Here is an 18,962-nt window from a genome sequence, read left to right as displayed (position 1 = left end):
GCACTCTTCCGCACTGCCGCCAGATCAATATGAATCAACCGCACCGAATAGGAATCATCAACTATTCCCATTCCGACTGGCAGGGTGGCAGAAACTACATCCAAAACCTTCTTACGGCGTTGCAAACGCTAGACGCCGACTCTTTAAATTTTGAAGTCGTCGAAGTCCCGAGCCATGAATCCAAATCAAATTCAGTTCTCACGCGACTAAAAAACCGATTCCATACGATTCGCGGTATCCACCAACCTCAACTACACGCTGAACTCGTGAAGCAAGGCATCGATTTCGCGTATTATTGTGCTACGGGCGATCGCGAGAAAGTTGGTTACCAAAGTGCACATTGGATTGCAGACTTTCAAAGTTTGGTGCGCCCCGAATTCAGCCCCGACGACTATAGTGTCAAGGCCCAAAGCTACTTCAGAAGCGTGCTGCGCGACTCTCAACAAGTAGTTCTCAGCAGCAATGCGAGCCAAAACGACTGTCGAAAGCTTTTCCCGGAGTACGTCTCCAAAACGGCGGTCCTACCGTTCCGCGTTGCAACGTTTCCGCAACTGATCGAGCAGTCACTTCCGTCACTACCAGAACTGAAGAAACGTTTTGACCTACCAGATAAATTTTTCATCGTCTGCAATCAGTTCTGGGCTCATAAGAATCACGAAACTATTTTCAAAGCAGTCGAGATGCTTTCGAAAAAAAACAAGTCGACATGTGTTGTCTGCACGGGGCAGTGGAAAGACCTTCGAAACCGAAATCACCAGGAAACGATCGATCGACTGTTGGAAAAACCCTCCATTAAGCAGGGCATTCGATTGGTTGGCAAGATTCCGTTCGATTCACTGCTGGGACTGATCCGTCATTCACATGCCGTCATTCAGCCATCACACTTCGAAGGTTGGAACACCTCGGTTGAAGAATCACACTGTTTGGGCAAAACGATACTTCTCTCAGACATCCCGGTTCACCGCGAACAAGCCTGCCCAACCGCACAGTATTTTGATCCAACGAGCTACGAATCGCTTGCAAAATTGATGTGCAATTCACTCGACGAGGCGACTACAGGCTTCGATGCGGGCAGAGAACAGATGGCTGTCGATCGTTACACAGTAAAGATCAAGGAATTTGCGAGGGCCTTTTTGAATCTAGCGACGCAATCGCAACACAATCATTACGGGTGACGAAGCTATGACAAATGAACTACCACACTGGAAAGATCACATTCGATCCTTTAGCTATGCAACTCCAGACTTTCCGACGAAGCGTCGCTGGCTTGAACTGTTGTTTCGCAAAGAATTGCAACAAACCAATCCGATGGACCTTGTTCTATCGGGTGGTTCGAGGTGTGTCGTTCCGGTCGTGCCTTCATCCGTAATCGGACACGAAGTGCTGCTCTACGGAACGTACGAAAAAGAAGTCGTAAAACGATTTCTGCGGACACTGAAACCGGGCGATGTATGCATTGATATTGGAGCAAACTTCGGCCAATACAGCCTGCTTGCGTCACGCCGTGTTGGGCCAAATGGAAAAGTCATTTGCGTTGAACCTGTACCCCACGTTTTTCAACGATTGAAAGAGAATCTTGAACGGAACCAATGCGAGAACGTGGTTGCGTTAAACGTTGCCCTCGGCGAATCACCCGGGACCTTGAACATGCAAGTCATCGAGGATGAAAACGACGGAATGCATCATCTTACGCATGAATCGGGCGCAGGAACGATTCCCGTTCAAGTGTGTACGCTTGACGGATTGCTTGATGACCTCGAAATCAGCGGAGATGTATCAGTAATCAAAATGGATGTCGAAGGTTGGGAACAAGCGGTGTTGTCAGGCGCAACTCGCACTCTTTCACCAAAGAAAAAGCCAACAATATTTTTCGAGTCGATTGAAGAACACGCAGCTCGCTTTGGATTCGACGCATTGAAAGTACATCAGCTATTGCACAAATACGGTTATCGCTTGGAGTTTTTGAACGAACAGCACGGAAAGGCTTCAATATGGCAACAATTCGCGACTGGTACAACACATCAGCCAAACTTGATTGCCGTACCGCCCGCGACTAGGAGTCAATCGACCTGATTATCGCCGCTATTCCGGTAGTTGTCTCGACTGAGGCATCGTCGAATTTCGCGCTGGCAATTCGGAGCGACGATTCCTTTCGCATTTCGAAGACAAGTAAATACTTCACTTAACCATGAGCAGGTTGTTTCTTCATATTAGCTACCCGAAAGCAGCAAGCACGAGCCTGCAAGAACTTTTGTTTTTACAGCCCCCAGAGATTAACGATATCGGACCGGGAACGTGGAAGGAAACTCTAGAGGGTGAGGAGCTCGAAAGATTCTCTAGGAGGCTAAACATATTTCATTCAATCCAACTGGAAGATCTGCTCCGATTTGATCACGCGAAATTCGAGTTTCAAGTTGCCAACCTGTTCAAGAAGAACATCGACGTTTCCCCGCCAAAATCGACAGTTGTCAGTGTAGAGCCCCCCCCCCCCCCCCCCCCCCTATTACGTGGATGTCGTGACGTAAGCAAACCGATTGAGTTCACTATTTGCAAATGCAAAGATAATTGTTGTGATTCGCAGCCAGCATTCAATTGTCGAGAGTCTTTACTCGATGGCCCCGCACTCCCCATTGGCCCGGGAAGCCAGCGTAAAAGCCGCCTATCGTTTGGTAAATGGCTCGACGTTTGCATCGAGAATTCGAGTAGAAGTGCGATAAGCTCGCTGTATTTCGACGAGCTAATTCAGGTCTATAAAGACTTATTTAACGAAGATCGCGTTGGCGTCCTTGTCTTTGAGGAACTAACAACTTCGCTCATTTCGTTCGCAAAACAAATTTTAGAGTTTCCTGACGTGGATGAGCAGAAAACGGAAGACCTGGTGCGTCAACCACCACGCAACTAACTGACGAAATACTCTTACAACCGACTCCGGTCGCTCCTCCTAAAAGATGTAGCGAATCGAAAGTACATTCCGTCGTCGATAGGAGAACTGCTCGTCGATAAAGCCTTAAAACCAATTTCAGAGAAATTGCTTCCCGTACGACGCAAGTGTTAATCAAGCCAGCAAGGACAACGATTGGATTATAATTTCAAGGTCTCCAATCAACGGCTTTCCCGACGACATCGACTCAAGATCAATGAATTTGACTATCCCCTCCAACAGCTCGTTTGATTTGACCAAACGGTCGAATCGTTCGGTTATCAAGTGAAGGTTCTTCATCTTCCCGGATCGTATCCACCCTGGCGCGCCGCTGGGAAAGAGGTTTACTCGCATACTCTGGCGACTGCATTGCGAGAATTCGCGATCGATAGTGAGGTCGCTGTGACGACTTCAGGTGTCCATCCAGCGGAAGTTGGTGACTATGAGCATGAAGGGGTTCCTGTTCATGTTTTGCCACCGGCGTCCGAATACGGTTCGCGGCAGGCTTTTTACGGACGCAAGTTCAGTGATCTACCAGGCTTCAATCAGTTGCTAACCGACGTTCAACCCGACGTCGTCCATTTTCATGATCAAAATGACGGCGCCAGCCTCTCTCATCTGCGAATGGTGAAGGATCGAGGCTTGCCCGCAGTTCTGACCTTCCATAGTCCGGGGCAAATTTGTCCTCATCACGACCTGTTGCGTTGGGGAACAACGCCTTGCGACGGAGAACTCCGAGTGCGTCGGTGCACGGCTTGCAGAATGAGTGCGTCTGGCTTGAATCCGGTGTTAGGCAATTTGATCGGGCTTGTAGAGTGGCCGGCACCTGATCCAGAGTCCACTTCGATTGCAAGCCGCTTGCTCAATGCCCGCAAGATGACTCGATGGTTTCGAGATTCGGTCATCGAATTCGGAGAGCTATCTGATGCTGTCGTCGTGCTTGCGCGTTGGTGCGAAGATATCTGGCTTCGAAATGGATTGGAACGATCGAAATTGTTTTTGGTTCCCTCCGGTGGACGTTCGGAGCGACCTCGTGATCCATCTCCAAAATTCCCTGAACGTAGTACATTGGTTGTCGGATTTGCGGGAAGGTGCGAGTCGATCAAAGGAATTCACGTCTTAGTCGATGCCATTCAACGGCTGCCACCAGAGTTCATGATCGAAGTACGTTTGTACGGCGGCGGTTGGGATTCTGATTATGGTCGAGCACTATTGGATCGAATCGCAAATGATAGTCGATTTGTGAAACCGCGGATCGTGCCCAATGACCAATTGGGCATTGAATTTGCAAAACTCGATGTGGCCGTTGTCCCATCGATCTGGTTAGAGACGGGTCCCTTAACACTGTTCGATGCGTTCGCCGCCGGTACACCCGTTATCGGAAGCAATCTCGGAGGAATCGCGGAACGTGTTCGCCATGGCGAAAACGGGCTGCTCTTTGAGGCTGGTTCGGCACTGGACCTTGCCGCATGCCTGACACGGTGCCGCGAAGAATCTGGGCTCGTACAAAGACTTCGATCCGGCGTCTCTTCGCCGAGAACATTTGTCGATACCGCGTCAGACATGTCGGTCATCTATCGAAAATTAGCTGGACAGTCAAAACCTACAAAACCTAGCTGAAACGGCGGTGGTAAGGATTGTCATAGTGTCAGTCGCGATGATACAACTCTCCCTGATGCCGACGTCCATAACATAGCAATGAAAGAATCCTGCGATCCCACCCTACGCGAATCTACCAAGTCTGGAACGCTCCCGGAAACAGTGAGGCACGACTGTCGGCCTTTATCCGGTCCGATCATTGGTTTGTGCATCGCCGCACATCCAATTGACGATGGAAAGTGATGGTCCATGATGGTCTCACGTTTGCTTGGTATCCGGATAGCAACATCGCGACCGACGTTGCCTTGTTTGGTGACCGTTACGCAGCCGATTCGCTATCCCTGATCGAACGCTATCTTCGCCCCGAACACTCCTTTCTTGACGTAGGTTCCAACATCGGACTGTTCACTTCGTTGGCCTCTAAGAAAACCAATGACCTGACGTGCGTGGAAGCTGGAGTAAAACAGCGACGGCGGCTTGAAGAGAACCTACGGCTGAACGAATCAACGCGACCATTCACGGCGTTGCAGTATCGGACAAGAACCAAACGATCCGATTTTCACTGGGAGACTCAATCTCACACGTTCTGGACGACATTCGCGGCAATCAGCCTGCCGAATCTTCCCACGGGTCGGTTGAAGCAAAAAGACTCGATGACATATTGGACGATTGAGAATACGCGATGATGAAACCCGATGTCGAGGGCTATGAATTGGCCGCACTGCGGGGTGCAGTCCACTTGGTAGAGAATCATCGACCGCCACTATTTTTGTTGGAAGTCAATGGCGCGACGGTACGGCAAGGGCGACCATAAACTTATTGAGCTTCTAAAACAAAGCGGGTACGTCGTCGGAATATTCCGGAATCGGAATTCAACACTCGAGATTTCGCGTGAGCCATGGGGCGACGTATTGGCCATCAGTCCCCTCGGGCTAGAACTACTTCAGCAGCGCATCCCCGAGTGCCAGATCATTGAAGCCTAACATTTTGAAGGCATTCAAAATGATGTGCAGTCAAGTACGAACACGAAGTACAAACTTAAAGTAAAAGTAGAATCCAGATGTCGCTAAATAAGATCCAGAAACGGTTTTTACGTCCCGAGTTTGTTCACCGTCCTCAGCAAGCATTTCAAGCAATGCTTCAAAAACTACTCGGCGTTCGTCCTGGCCCAGTCCGGCGGATCCTACCGTGGGGATACCCAGTCTGGGTTGAACCGCAAGACTACATCGGGCATCGAGTCCTTCGTCATGGGCTGACAGCGTTAGAAGCTTGCGAGACCAGCTTTCGCTTACTTGATCCAGGAGATGTTGCCGCAGACGTTGGTGCCAACTATGGCGTCGTCACGGCGGCAATGGTCGCCGCAGTTGGGAAAACCGGGACGGTTACCGCCGTCGAAATGCATCCCAAGACATTTGCCGCTTTGCAGCGCAACGTCAATGAATGGGATACCGGCGGGACGACGGTCCGATTAATTCAGGCTGCCGCGAGTGATCGAAGCGGGGAAATCATCGCCTGCGAATCGGAAGACTACGCCTCCAACAGCGGTGTTGGCTATGTCACACATCAAGTCCACCATGAAAATCACCGTCAGCGCAAAGTTTCCAGCGATCGTCTTGACCATCTTCTCAATGGTAAGGCCCCGGTGTTTCTCAAATTGGACGTCGAGCGTCACGAGCTTGAAGCTTTACGAGGCGCGGGGGAGTTGATTTCTAATCACTCGGTCCCACACCTATTGGTCGAGGACTTGGTTGGCCGAACACCTGTGAAAGATCTCCTTCAAGATGCTGGCTATACATTGTTTGAACTTGAATGCGATTTACGAGGTCCGAAGGTTTGTCCAGTCAATTTTGAGCGCCCGTTTCAAGACGGCGTTTGCAGCGACATCCTAGCGACAAAGAATCCGGATGAAGTCCGGCGAAGATTCGAATCGCCCGGCTATCGTTGTTTAAATTGAATTCCGAACAACTCATCGACGTGAACACTAACAAAAACATTGCTGAAAAACCACGCTTGCTGCACGTCCTGGTCGGCGCCGGACGGGGTGGTGTAGAACGCGACGCGTTGGTTCTCATGGAACGTCTGTTGACTGTGCGGCACGATGCCTTTGTGCTAGGCCCGGATGGGCCGATGACAAGTGACTGGAAAGATTCTGGTGCGGTAGTCCACATTGCAAGACAAACAAGCCGTTGGCCGTTGCAGATCTCGCCTTGTCTCAAGAAATACCTGGAACGATTGAAGGCCAATCAACGACTTCCGGATGCTGCGATTGTATGGCATGGAATGCCAAAGTTGCCACAAATCCTTCATCTGCTTTCGGCGTATGGGATACGGACAGCGATCCATGGCGGGAATCCAGCAATCGGCTTGTCGCGACTTACCGACTGGGTTTATTGCATGCTTCACCGTCTCTACCCGCCAAAGGGTGAACTACCGAATTACATTTGCTGTTCAAAACATGTCGCCGATTCATTTCATCGCAGCCGCTACTTGCGACGCTTTCCGACGGAGGTCGTACCCAACGGAATCGAGTGGCCACAGGCACCGGCCGATGTTAAGTCTGTCAGAACCGACAAGCCGTTCACCATTGGCATGACAGCTCGACTCAGCCGCATCAAGGACCATGCGACACTCCTTCAAGCATTCGCAGAGCTTCGTGAATCGTTGGCCCACAACGGATCGCAAAAAAGTGTCCGACTCGAATTGATCGGCGATGGTGATCAACGGGGCGTATTAGTGCAGTTGTGCGAGGATTTGAACCTGAATGATTCGGTTCGCTTCGTCGGTGAAGTAGATGACGTCTACGGTGCGATGGCGGAATGGGATCTCTTCGCCTATGCAACGACAAAACACGAAGGGTTGGGCAACGCTGTATCGGAGGCAATGGCATTCGGCTTGCCCTGTGTACTTACGGATGTGGGCCCCATCCGAGACTTCTTCGACCTTCGACCAGATGGCCCGTCGGTTCGACTCGTTCCCCCCTTTGATTCAACAGCGATGGCGTCATCACTGTCCGAGCTCATCACCGATCAGGCCGCCCGTTTTCGCCTGGCGTTGGCGGGTCAAGATCTCGCAAGGGAACGATTTCATCCAGACCATTACTCCAGGGCATACGCCGAGCTATTGGGGCTTCCGACCGGTGCCTGACGCAGCCAAACCGAATTGGATTTGCGCACAACAAGGTGCGCGAGAACACTATGCGATTCCACGCGCTTTGGCGGGCCGCAACGAATTAGCGTTGCTCTTGACCGACATCTGGAACAAGGATTCTTCATTCCTTGGACGCATGCCCGGCGCGATCGCAAGACGCTTACGAAGCCGTTCGCACGAGGACCTCCGCGAGTATGCCGTACGTTCGTTCCCCTTCACATTTGCGCGCATCGAAGCAATGCAGCGGGTCCGCCGAGAGGAGTCTTCCAGTTATTATGCAGCAAGAAACGAGAGATTTGATAGGCTATGCAAGAACGGTCTTCAGGATTTCTTGTCCATCGATTCGAATGGCGATTGCCTAACTGTTTTCGCCTTTGCTCACGCGTGCCGAGACCTTTTTGAATTCGCTCGAAGGGTCGGTTGCCAAACAGTACTTGGCCAATTCGACCCGGGCCCTGCGGAAGCGGATATCGTTGAACAAGAACACTTTGACCGCCCCGAATTTCGCACGACTTGGAAACGCTACCCCGAGAGCTACGTTGAACGCTGGAGGGAAGAAATCGAGCATGCGAACCGAGTCGTTGTCAATTCAACTTGGAGCCGAAACTGCTTGATCGGTCGCGGTATTGATCCCAGTCGAATCGAAGTACTTCCGCTCGCCGAGGTCCCATCGGCCGCCCCGGAATTTCGACGTAATTTCCCAGATCGCTTTACTCGTGAACGTCCCCTACGCGCGCTATTCCTGGGTCAAATTATTCTTCGAAAGGGAGTGGCTCGGCTAATCGATGCGGCAAGAGAGCTAGTCGACGAACCGATCGAATTCCACCTCGTTGGACCAACCGACATCGAGAATTTGAGCGAGTTGATCGATGGACTGCCAATTACCTGGCATGGTTCTGCCGCTCGTTCGCAGGTCAGTCAACACTACCGCGACGCAGATGTTTTTCTATTACCTACGCTATCGGACGGTTTTGCTCTGACTCAGTTGGAAGCTCAAGCATGGCGTCTGCCGGTTGTCGCAACCCACCGCTGCGGCAGTGTTGTGGAACCAAACGTCAACGGGTTGCTACTGGACGAACCGACGGGTCCAGCTATTGCCGCTGCGATTGCCTCACTGCTGGAATCTCCCGAACGTCTTGTCGCAATGTCCAGCGCGACTTGTATCCCGAGGGGCGGACTCGATCTCTTGGCCGATGGTCTCTTGCGTACAGAATCGAAACTAAGGAAGGTCACTTGAACCGATCTGTGCTAGCGATCGGTGACGTCGAAAGTCCGTCATGCCACGGTGGGATACCGCATGCGTTTCTCAATGCCGCCCGCCATGGCGAATTTGCGCAAAGAGGTGGGCGAATTAGGTTAAACGAATTCAAAGCAAGGCGAATTTCCTGGACCGTGAACCGCATGATCCGCGGGCACCGAATGGGAGGCTATCAATATTCCTCCGCGTTTCTTCAGCATGCTGAAAACGCGGTGAAGGAATTGATTAAGGGCGACGTCATTAGTTTCAGCCAACACTTCCCGAGGGCTCAAACTGTACGTGATGCTGGCGGATCAATCACCTACTATCTTGACGCCACGGCCGCGCAACTGACCTCCGGGAGAGGCCTGGACGTGCGCCTCCCCAATGACATTCGGCAAACACTCTTAGACATTGAACGACAAAACTATTCGCTCGCCGACCGAATAGTTTTTCGCTCTCGATGGGCGGCCGACTCAGCGATAAAAGATTGCGGAGCGTCACCCACGAAAGTTCACGTCGTTCTACCAGGAGCAAACCTCGACCTCCCAGAGGACTGGTCGTTCTTGGCTCCAACAGGTCGTCCAGGTTTTGATCGCCCCGCCGTACTTGGGTTCGTTGGAAAGGATTGGAAACGCAAAGGGCTACCCCTTATCTGCGATGTACGGGACGAACTTGAACGTCGTGGACTGCCTGCGATCGTTCGAGCCGCCGGTACGATACCGGATTCCATAGGCCAACGTAGTGGCGTAGACCTTTCGGGCTACATTGATAAAAAATCGGATCCTACGGCTTACCCTCGTTTTCTATCCGAATGCGACTTGGGCTGCCTATTTAGCAGTCGCGAGGCGTTGGGGTTTTCAATTATCGAATTCCTGCGTGCCGGCGTACCAGTCATCGGATTTGCCGCGGAAGGACCCGCAGAGACAATCCCATCGGATGCAGGTCTCCGCTTTTCACCCGAAAATGATGTACTAACAATTGCTGACGCGGTTGAGTCACTACTGCGTGATGAATCTCGCATGTGTGACTTTCGTCGAGCAGCTCAAGAGCATTCGTTTAGTTTGACTTGGGATCGCTGTATAGCCGAGTTCAAACGTTTGTGGGCCGGGAAAGAGCTCGTTCCATTTCGTCTCGTCTCGTCCAAAACTGCTGAACGTATTGCATGACCGTCAACGCATCTTTCCAGAAAGTCAATCGACACAATGCTGGTTGCCCCATGAACTCTCCTTCTTACAGTAATGCCGATACGAATCGGGTGAATCTATTGAGACATCTGGACGAAGGAAGCAACAATACTCTCAACCTGCGTATTCCCAAACGGATCAAAGCGAGTCGAAAAAAACCATGTCCTTGAACTCCGCAAAAGCTTCATGATTAGTATCCTCAAGAGACTCTGGCGACAGTACGTTCAGATGTCCGTCAACCATCCGGGCATCGCCATCTCACTTTCGACGCATCTCGCTAGCCGCGGCCGAATTCGCGTACATCCGCGCTGCTATCGACTACAACTCGACAGCGACCCCGATCGCGTATTTGAGCTGCTTCGCGAGTTGGCGACGGATGTTTCGGTTGTCTTTGACGTGGGCGCAAATTTCGGGATAACGTCGCTCGTCGCCGACGGTGCCGTTCGAGACGGTGGAACGGTCGTCGCATTCGAACCATCAGCACAAAACTTGAAGGTACTGGAGTTCAACATGAATGCTTCGGCCATAAATCCGTTCAGGGTCGAACGGTTTTGCGTGGGTGACCACGAAGGAATGACCGATTTCTATCTTCTGGGCGGTGACGGCATGCACACGAGCAACTCGCTTAATTTTGGACAAGAAGCCGGGCATGAAATTACCCATGTCAAACCAGACCAAACGACCATTGTTCAAGTTCCCATACGAACACTCGACGCTTATTGTTCCAACACCGGTCTGGTTCCCGATGTTATCAAGATTGACGTCGAGGGGGCCGAGTTGCAAGTCCTGCGCGGCGCCTATCAAACACTTCTAAAACATCGACCGAAGTTGATGATCGGGGTGCACCCGTTTTGGTGGCCAAAGGAACAACAAGCAGATGAGTTAAGACTGTTGCTAGAGGAATTGAACTATTCGTCGACTAAGCTGGATGGTTCGGCCACAACTTTGGAGGACTTCGAGGACGTAGTATGCACTCCGTTGACTAAATCAAAACAGGTTACGACTTGAAAATTCTGCATATTTTGTCGACGCCGCGTGCGGAGGGTACGCCGCGTTTGGTGCTCGATTGGCTCGCCATGGACTGTGAACACCAACAGTCAGTGTTTTGCCTCAATTCAACGCCGGCAGACTTAAGCAGCAGGCTAAAAACTTCTGCACATAGCTACTATGAATCTAACCTATTGGCTCAATCCCGGCTTCAAAAGTTCCCAAGTATCTTGAAAAACACTGCCAAGGTCGTACGCGACCTGCAACCGGATCTCACTATTTGCTGGAGCGGCGGATTCTCCAGTTGGGTGTTGGCTGGTGCTCGATTGGGAGGATGCAAAAAACTGATCGCGCACGCGGGAAATCCTGCAGATCGAGGACTTCGTGGCGACTTCCTTACTCGATATGTTATGTGGCCCTTGACGCACGGCGATCGCATCAAAATCATGCTGAGAACATGAGTTTCTCGAGGAAGTCGGTATTCCAGCCCGCTTTTTTTCGCTTCTGCTTGAGACTTCGCTTGGTAGTGTCCTGCTTGAGAAGCGTCGTCACATAACGACGGATGAACGTGAAATTCGCCGTCGCGTTCTTGGTCCGAATGCGGCTGGCATCGTCGTGGAACACGACATCCAACACCCAGTGCATGGACTCCACGCTCCAGTGACTCCGGACACTGATTGCGAACTCTCCTACCCGGGCAGGTCGACTGAGCAGGAAATAACGAACCTCGACATGGCACTCTCCATTTCGCTCCGTTTGCGTGATGGCTTGGCCGATGCTCGTCGCACCTGCCCAGAGATCTGTCATGGCTTTCATCTCAGGTGGTATCGGGCAAACAGCGTAGAATCGTTCTTCCTGTCGGCCACTCTTTTTTCCCACCGTCTTCTTCGACTTCACTCCATTGGCTTTCAGCCCTTCTTCGTGAACCAACTCGAAGTGTTCACGGATGGCATTGGCCAACTTGGGATGGTTGTCTTTGATCGCGAAAATGTAGTCGCCGCCATTACGATGAATCTTCTCAGCAATCGACTTCTGGGCTCCGATTGCATCGAGCGTGATAATGGTGCCACGGACATCAATGAAGTCTAAAAGCTCATCAATTGCTGTGATTTCGTTGGTTTTTGAATCCACTTCGGTTTGCCCAAGAGTGACTCCATGTTTGGAAGCCCAAGCGGATACAAAGTGAATTGCGTTTGATTTCTCAGCGTTGGTGTAAGAGCCGCGTGCGGTCTTGCCATCAATCGCAACATGAATGGGCAGAGACTGCTCTTCATCACGATCAAGCTTGTCTTCGGCGTCGCGATATTGCTGACAAAGTTGTGTGTGCCAGTCTAGCAAAGCTTGCTGAAACTGCTCTGGTTTGATCAGTGACAGGACTCGACCGATGGTGTCGTGCGAGGGGATGCCGTGAGGGAAATCTGCAAAGCGACTGAGCCAATCGAGTCGTTCATTTCCAAAACACTCGATCTCTTCGGGACCGTCGGCATCGGCGATCGTCGCAGCAACCACTAGGAACAAAATGGAGTTCAACGGATGCGTGGTTCGTCCGGGAACGCGAGGGTCTTCGACCTGATCAAAGCAGTCGTGAAACACATCGATTTGCGAAAGCATTGCCGTCTCCATAGCAGGGCATGAATCAAACGAGTTCACGCAATCTTTCGCAACAGGTCTTCACCAAGACAACCGGCAATCGAATACTTCTTCCGAAATTTGATGCGATCGCCGTGCCCTTGACGCTACTCGGAGGTCGCGTGGTGTGCTGTTCAGACTATGTGCGGGATTCCATGCGAGCAGTCCCTGGTACACGGAAAGATCTGTTCGTAACTGTCCGGAATTGCACCCGTGTTGCTGAGGTGGCAGAAAGAGCTGAGCATGCCAGAAATTCACGATCTTCGCATAGACCGCCAACGGTAGTGATGATTGCGACTTTAGAACGTCACAAGGACCACAAAACTCTGCTACATGCGATACCCACCGTCCTATCACGGATTCCCAATCTCCAATTGCTGCTGGCAGGTGACGGAACACTTCGAAAGGAACTAGAAAAACTAGCCAACGAACTTGAACTCTCTGCTGCGGTCAAATTTCTTGGTACGCGTGACGATATCCCAGAACTTCTTGGGAACGCAGACCTTTTCGTGTTCTCAACCACACCGCGAGAGGGTCTTGGTAGCGTTCTGCTGGAAGGCTTGGCTGCAAAATTGCCTATCGTTGCCTCCGATGTTCCGGCCTGTCGCGAGATACTCGCAGGGGGACGTTGGGGCCTACTCGTCCCGCCTGCGGATCCGCAAGCACTTGCAAATGCGATAATACGATCCCTAGGCGAACCCCTTAGTGCAGACGCCTTAAATAAAGCAGCAAAGTATGCATCAGCATTTACACCACAACAAATGATGTCTGACTATCTAGCGATAGCAGAACACATCTAGTCCACGGCATTCCTTCAGCGAACACGCACCAATGACTGCTCATATCGAAAAGCGACTGGCTATCTGTTGGCCGCATTTTGGACCATATCATTTCGCACGTCTGGACGCCCTTTCAAAGGCACTCGCGGATGATTGGCACCTATGTGGTTTCGAAACTGACCCATCAGATTCGACGTATGAATGGTCCTGCGAGGAGAATCAAAATAGAGAATGGACTCACGTCAAAAGTGCCCCCACCTTAGTATCTCATTCACTTGCTTCATACCGACCAACCATCGTATTCATCAACGGATGGGGCTTCCCAACTTCTCGTCGTGTTTGGCGATGGTGCCTTCGAAACCGTACGCCGAAAGTGCTTCTGAGTGATAGTCGCGCGTCAGACAAAAAGCGCAATAGAATCTCGGAATGGGCAAAATCTGCATACGTGAAAACATTTCAAGCAGCTGTAACGGCAGGTGAAAGCCATGCAGAATACCTAGTCTCGCTCGGCATGCCGAGGCACAAAATTCACCTGGGCCTTGACGTCGTTGACAACCAATACTTCTCCAGTAGACGGAGCGACCACTCTAGCAACACCGGTCATTTCTCACAAACAAAGGATCGCCCCTATTTCCTAGGCATCGGGCGTTGGATCAAAAAAAAGGACTGGCCCCTCCTAATAAGAGCGTATGCAACGTGGAGTTCGTCGATTGACAATCCGCCAGAACTAAGGCTAGTCGGCGGAGGGGAAATGCATCGAGAACTGAACAAGATGCGACTGAAGTATCAATTGAATGAAAACCTATCTCTTGTCCCATTCCAATCGTACGCAACTCTGCCCAATCTTTATCAGAATGCGATTGCTACGGTTTTGCCAAGCCGAGAAGACGAACAATGGGGACTGGTAGTCAACGAATCACTTGCCGCCGGCACTCCTGTCATCGTCTCAACCGAATGCGGATGCACTGAATCATTGGTCGAGCATGAAAAAACGGGCTTTATTTTCCAAGCGGGGGATGAGCATTCGCTACGCAGGATGCTTCAGAAAGTGTATTTTCTCCCTTCCTCGTCTCGGAAGGAAGTTGTGAGACTAGGTTCCAGCAAGATTGACTCATGGGGACTACCGCGTTTCGCTAGTGCCATCAAGGAATCAGTCACAACTTGCCTACTACCCGAAGGGTAGTAGTTCCCACAGCCTTCTAAACCAACAAGAATTAACTACATGGCGTTTCTCTACATCGCACTAACAGGTTTCGCCATTGCAATTGCTCTCCAATCATCTTGGAAGCGAAGCCACGATCCACTACACCCTACCTTCTTATTTGCCTTCCCATCGATTGCAGTCTACATTGCACAACCAACCTGGCTCGTGCTGAGCGACTACACAAGATTTCACTCATACCTTGACCCGAATCAATTCCAACAAGTCGCATTGCTAAATCTCATTGGCTTGATCTCATTATTCGCTGGCTCCAACGGCCCAAACTCAGCAGAACCTGTCTCCGCAGGGCGACAGTTTGCCCGGGATCACCGGGGATTGCGATTGATAAGTGTATTTTTAGGCGTAACCAGCATCATTGGCTACCTATATTGCATTCATTCTGTTGGAGGATTTTCAGAAGCTTATGGAAGAGGAAAAGGCGGGGGCTGGTCGGACATAGGCTATGTCCGAGAAACTCCATGGCTGTCGATTCCGGCAACGACTTTAATGGCAATCTCCAATCGAAAGCTGGGATGGAAGGAGTACCTTTGGATTGCCACCTTTTCATTCCCCCTACTCTTCCATGGCCTGGTAGGAGGAAGACGCGGCTTCATCGCAGCCGGCTTCCTGACAATTGCAATCTCGCGATGGCTCGCAACTGGCCGACGACCACGCGTGTTTCGGTTGAGTATTTTTGCTATCGCGCTTGGCATTCTACTGCTAGCCGTTGTTGCAAATCGAAAGCAAACATCTTTAGTACACGGAGTCAGTCTTGACCGAGGGCTTAAAAGTTACGCTGTCGTATCGAGCTCTGGAACTGAGTACATCTACGGCGGTGCGGTCATGCTCGCATCACAGGCTCAAAACATTCATTTTTACGGAAAACGCTACCTGACTGTTGTATTCATACGGCCTGTTCCATCGCAAATTTGGCCTCAAAAGTATCAGTTCGCATCGGAATTCCTTTCGATACCAAACCTCGCTGCGAAAGGAAGCAACTTGGGCACAGGAGAACTTGATTTTGCTAGCACAGTAGGTTTCCATGCATCTGTCGGAGCCGCCCCTGGCCTTGTAGCCGATCTATACCTGGAGTTCTGGTACTTCTATGTTTTCGCGTTGTTCGCCGTAGGGCGTTCTTACTGGTTTGCATGGCACAGAGCGATGCTGGGCAATCATTTCTGGGGCACCGCGTACATTGTCATGGCCGCTTTATCTATCTACTTGATCCTCCAAACGCTGGAAGCTATGCTTTTCCGTTTTCTTTTCGCAACAGGTTTTGTTTTCATAACCTGGTTTGCCATGGAACAACGCTTGCCTAATCTCGACTTTACCATTACGTCAGATAATCGAACGAAAGCATAGACTTCAGAAAATCCGAATTGCTTCACATAGAACGCAAGTTTTACCCAACGCAGATCTGAAGAACCTTGAACACGCAAACTACGAGCAATGGTGGCAGGTATTAATTGTTTTGACTGCCTTAAAAGCTTGATTGCGTCCAAAACAGATACTACTGATTTGCAAACACATCATCGCCTGAGTCAAATTAGCTACATGATAGATTACCGCCGAGAAAAGCCCAGGGTTGCTATGGTCACCTCGTCAGTAACGCGTGCTGCCGGCGGACTTGCTCCCATCGTATTGCGATTAACAGCATCACTGGTTAATTCGGGGTACCCCGCAACAATACTAAGCGTGGAAGACGAGTACTGGAGTGACGTCTCCAAAAAGATTGGTGCCGCTGCTGGGGAGGCGTTCCCCGCCTGTGGCCCGGCCAAAGTTCGTTCGGCTGTTCGTTATAGCCCGGGGCTCCATCGTCGCCTTGAACAGCTTTGCCCAGAAGTTGCTCACACACATGGACTATGGCAATACCCATCGATGGCTGTTCTAAAGTGGGGCCAATCTACTAAGCGTCCTTGGGTTGTCTCACCACAAGGAATGTTAGACAAGTGGGCACTTGATCAGTCGCCAGTAAAAAAGCGAGTTGCTTCAATTGCTTTTGAATCAAAACATTTGGGACAGGCTGGTTGTGTGCATGCGTTGGCCGAAGGTGAATATGAAGCGATTCGCGCTTTTGGCATTCGTTCTCCTATTTGCCTGATTCCCAACGGGGTAGACTCGCCTGAATTTGCGATCGGGCAAGAGCCTGCCTGGAAGAATGATTGCGGAGACCGTCGCGTGCTACTGTTTTTGGGTAGGATTCATCCCAAAAAGGGGCTATCTGAGTTGATCGAAGCTTGGCGAATGCTTAACGAACAGGACCCCGTCACTTGCAAATGGTTTCTTGCAATAGTTGGCTGGGACGACGGAAACCACCTGCAAGCTCTTCGACAGCAGGCTGCAGACGCTGGCCTCAGCGACTGCATTGGGTTTTACGGCCCGGTCTTCGACGGGGGAAAATCGGCGACACTCTCATCGGCGAACGCATTCGTACTTCCTTCATATAGCGAAGGTATGCCGATGGCAGTTCTTGAAGCATGGTCTCATGGCTTGGTTGCTGCGATCACTCCGAAATGCAATCTCTCTGAAGGTTATGAGCATGGGGGTGCGGTTAAGATTCTTCCTGAACCGCACTCTATAGCCAGCGGATTGCAAAGCATCCTACGCCTGAAAGAAAGCGAACAGGCAATTCGATCACAGATGGCAAGAGCGTTTGCTGAAGAACAATTTTCATGGAAGATAATCGCAAATAAATTTCGTTCGGTCTATGATTGGCTGGCTGGTCACGATTCACGTCCAAATTGCGTCAGATTGGATTGAAAGAATCACTCTTTGCCGATTTTCTGCCAGCTTGACTGTACGCTCAGGAACCATTCGGAAACAACATTCGGGATTCAAATAGGTAGCGGAAGGGCGCGAGCCCGCCGGGCGGCTCGCTCCGCTATAGCCGAACTAGATTCCGAACGATTCCTGAGATCCCAAAGCAACGAGCTTGGGGGTTGTTCACATCGTCCATTCAATATTTGAATTGTCAACTTGAAACTAAAAGGATACCGATCGAAGTTCGAACGCGGGGCTTCGCAATTTACCGAAGCTCTTTGGCTTGTTGTGAAATGCGTTGCTTTCATGCCTCCAATTCCCTTGCCCTCCAAGCTTCGAGTGTGGCTACTGGGAGCCTTCGGCGCTCGAGTCGGAAAAGGGGTCGTAATCCGAAGCCAAGTTGACATCGCGTTCCCGTGGCGCCTAACTGTTGGCAATGACGTGTGGATTGGAGAAGGTGTCAAAATCTTGAATCTGGCCTCGGTGACAATTGGCAATGATTGCTGTCTGTCTCAACGCTCGTTCCTGTGCACTGGATCGCACCGATTCGACCTTCCCGAATTCGATTTAGTAACCCGCCCCATCGTGGTGAACGATGGGTCCTGGATCGCCGCGGGTGTTTTTGTTGCCCCCGGTGTTTCGATCGGCCCCAACAGTATGTGCGCGGCGGGTAGCGTCGTACTGAACGACGTGCCCGCAAACACCAAAGTTATCGGCAACCCGGCTTGTCCGAAGAATCAACCATGAAGATTTCAGCCATCACCGCGGTTTATAACCGCCGCGAGACGATCGGCGATGCAGTTAAATCGGTTCTTTCTCAACGGAACGTGGACCTGGAAACCATCGTCGTGGATGGGGACTCCAGCGATGGCACCTCCGACATCATTTTGCAGTTTGGTGATCAAGTATCGAAGTCGATTCGGGAACCCGACACGGGAATCTACAACGCACTGAACAAGGGACTGCGGGCCGCCACCGGGGATGTCATCGGTTTTCTGCACGCGGATGACTGGCTGGCAGACGCGAATGTCCTGGCTGACGTCTCCATGCTCATGGCCAATCCCAACGTCGACGGCGTCTACGCTGATCTGGAATATGTCGATGCAAACGATCAAAACCGTGTGCATCGCCGTTGGGTTTCCGGTTCCTACGACGTCCGGAAGTTCCGAAGGGGTTGGATGCCGCCGCATCCGACCGTGTACTTTCGTCGTGAACTCTACGAGCGGTTTGGTCTGTTCAATGAAGACCTTCGCACGGCGGCTGACTACGAGTTGCTGGTCCGAATGATGGTTCGCCATAGGGCGAGAATGGCATATCTGCCGCGTGTGACCGTCAAGATGCGAGTCGGTGGGGCCAGCAATGCCAGCCTGACAAATCGTTTGAACGCGAATCGCGATGATCGGCAGGCTTGGTTGATCAACGGATTGAAGCCACCGATTGGATTGCGGTTCACAAAACCGCTTCGGAAGCTGCCCCAGTTTCTGAAACGGTGAGCAGTATCTTGCTTGGCCCTCAC

General features: G+C 51.2%; 17 protein-coding genes. 16 read left to right on the top strand and 1 reads right to left on the bottom strand.

Annotation, left to right across the window (positions count from 1 at the left end; genetic code table 11):
• Nucleotides 1-29: 29 nt before the first annotated feature.
• The 10 genes from RB_RS04925 (at nt 30) to RB_RS04880 (ending at nt 11,098) form a co-directional block, all read left to right on the top strand.
• The gene (locus RB_RS04925; RefSeq protein ID WP_164921540.1) at nt 30-1,175 is read left to right on the top strand and encodes a glycosyltransferase family 4 protein; all 1,146 of its coding nucleotides are present in this window, start codon (nt 30-32) and stop codon (nt 1,173-1,175) included.
• Between the two features lie 205 nt (nt 1,176-1,380).
• Nucleotides 1,381-2,073 (top strand): FkbM family methyltransferase, encoded by a 693-nt coding sequence (locus tag RB_RS04920; RefSeq protein ID WP_164921539.1) that lies wholly within the window; start codon nt 1,381-1,383, stop codon nt 2,071-2,073.
• A gap of 1,132 nt (nt 2,074-3,205) precedes the next feature.
• On the top strand, nt 3,206-4,540 hold the full coding sequence (locus RB_RS04915) for a glycosyltransferase family 4 protein (protein ID WP_011118881.1): 1,335 nt from the start codon (nt 3,206-3,208) through the stop codon (nt 4,538-4,540).
• A gap of 221 nt (nt 4,541-4,761) precedes the next feature.
• A complete protein-coding gene (locus tag RB_RS04910) occupies nt 4,762-5,205 on the top strand; it encodes a hypothetical protein (RefSeq protein WP_164921538.1) in 444 nt (147 codons plus the stop codon).
• The gene (locus RB_RS28495) at nt 5,202-5,333 is read left to right on the top strand and encodes an FkbM family methyltransferase (protein WP_011118878.1); all 132 of its coding nucleotides are present in this window, start codon (nt 5,202-5,204) and stop codon (nt 5,331-5,333) included. The genes RB_RS04910 and RB_RS28495 overlap by 4 nt, the downstream gene beginning before the upstream one ends.
• 321 nt (nt 5,334-5,654) lie before the next feature.
• A complete protein-coding gene (locus tag RB_RS04900; protein WP_164921537.1) occupies nt 5,655-6,473 on the top strand; it encodes an FkbM family methyltransferase in 819 nt (272 codons plus the stop codon).
• A gap of 20 nt (nt 6,474-6,493) precedes the next feature.
• A complete protein-coding gene (locus RB_RS04895; RefSeq protein WP_164921536.1) occupies nt 6,494-7,663 on the top strand; it encodes a glycosyltransferase in 1,170 nt (389 codons plus the stop codon).
• Between the two features lie 139 nt (nt 7,664-7,802).
• Nucleotides 7,803-8,903, top strand: coding sequence for a glycosyltransferase family 4 protein (locus RB_RS04890; protein ID WP_315851302.1), 1,101 nt, complete (start codon nt 7,803-7,805; stop codon nt 8,901-8,903).
• Nucleotides 8,900-10,072, top strand: coding sequence for a glycosyltransferase family 4 protein (locus RB_RS04885; protein ID WP_011118873.1), 1,173 nt, complete (start codon nt 8,900-8,902; stop codon nt 10,070-10,072). The genes RB_RS04890 and RB_RS04885 overlap by 4 nt, the downstream gene beginning before the upstream one ends.
• A gap of 246 nt (nt 10,073-10,318) precedes the next feature.
• Complete coding sequence (locus RB_RS04880; RefSeq protein ID WP_164921534.1) at nt 10,319-11,098, top strand: FkbM family methyltransferase; 780 nt, start codon at nt 10,319-10,321, stop codon at nt 11,096-11,098.
• A gap of 423 nt (nt 11,099-11,521) precedes the next feature.
• Here the strand turns inward: RB_RS04880 and RB_RS04875 are convergent, their stop codons facing one another.
• Complete coding sequence (locus tag RB_RS04875) at nt 11,522-12,700, bottom strand: ISAs1-like element ISRba7 family transposase (protein ID WP_011118077.1); 1,179 nt, start codon at nt 12,698-12,700, stop codon at nt 11,522-11,524.
• Nucleotides 12,701-12,708: 8 nt separating this feature from the next.
• Between RB_RS04875 and RB_RS04870 the strand changes: the two genes are divergently transcribed.
• The 6 genes from RB_RS04870 to RB_RS04845 all read left to right on the top strand — a co-directional run bounded on the left by RB_RS04870 (nt 12,709) and on the right by RB_RS04845 (nt 18,939).
• Nucleotides 12,709-13,506 carry a glycosyltransferase gene (locus RB_RS04870; RefSeq protein WP_011118867.1) on the top strand — a complete coding sequence of 266 codons (798 nt, stop codon included), beginning with the start codon at nt 12,709-12,711 and terminating at the stop codon, nt 13,504-13,506.
• 31 nt (nt 13,507-13,537) lie between these two features.
• Nucleotides 13,538-14,668 (top strand): glycosyltransferase family 4 protein, encoded by a 1,131-nt coding sequence (locus RB_RS28490; RefSeq protein ID WP_011118866.1) that lies wholly within the window; start codon nt 13,538-13,540, stop codon nt 14,666-14,668.
• Nucleotides 14,669-14,707: 39 nt separating this feature from the next.
• Nucleotides 14,708-16,048 (top strand): hypothetical protein, encoded by a 1,341-nt coding sequence (locus RB_RS04860; protein ID WP_011118865.1) that lies wholly within the window; start codon nt 14,708-14,710, stop codon nt 16,046-16,048.
• Nucleotides 16,049-16,135: 87 nt separating this feature from the next.
• Entirely contained in the window at nt 16,136-17,446 is a 1,311-nt protein-coding gene (locus RB_RS04855; RefSeq protein ID WP_011118864.1) for a glycosyltransferase, read from the top strand.
• A gap of 216 nt (nt 17,447-17,662) precedes the next feature.
• Complete coding sequence (locus RB_RS04850; protein WP_011118863.1) at nt 17,663-18,193, top strand: putative colanic acid biosynthesis acetyltransferase; 531 nt, start codon at nt 17,663-17,665, stop codon at nt 18,191-18,193.
• Nucleotides 18,190-18,939 (top strand): glycosyltransferase family 2 protein, encoded by a 750-nt coding sequence (locus tag RB_RS04845; protein WP_164921533.1) that lies wholly within the window; start codon nt 18,190-18,192, stop codon nt 18,937-18,939. The genes RB_RS04850 and RB_RS04845 overlap by 4 nt, the downstream gene beginning before the upstream one ends.
• Nucleotides 18,940-18,962: the final 23 nt, after the last annotated feature.

Source organism: Rhodopirellula baltica SH 1, from assembly GCF_000196115.1.
Lineage (GTDB): Bacteria > Planctomycetota > Planctomycetia > Pirellulales > Pirellulaceae > Rhodopirellula > Rhodopirellula baltica.
Note: the sequence above shows the minus strand (reverse complement) of the source record. Positions and strands in the feature narration are given on the sequence as shown.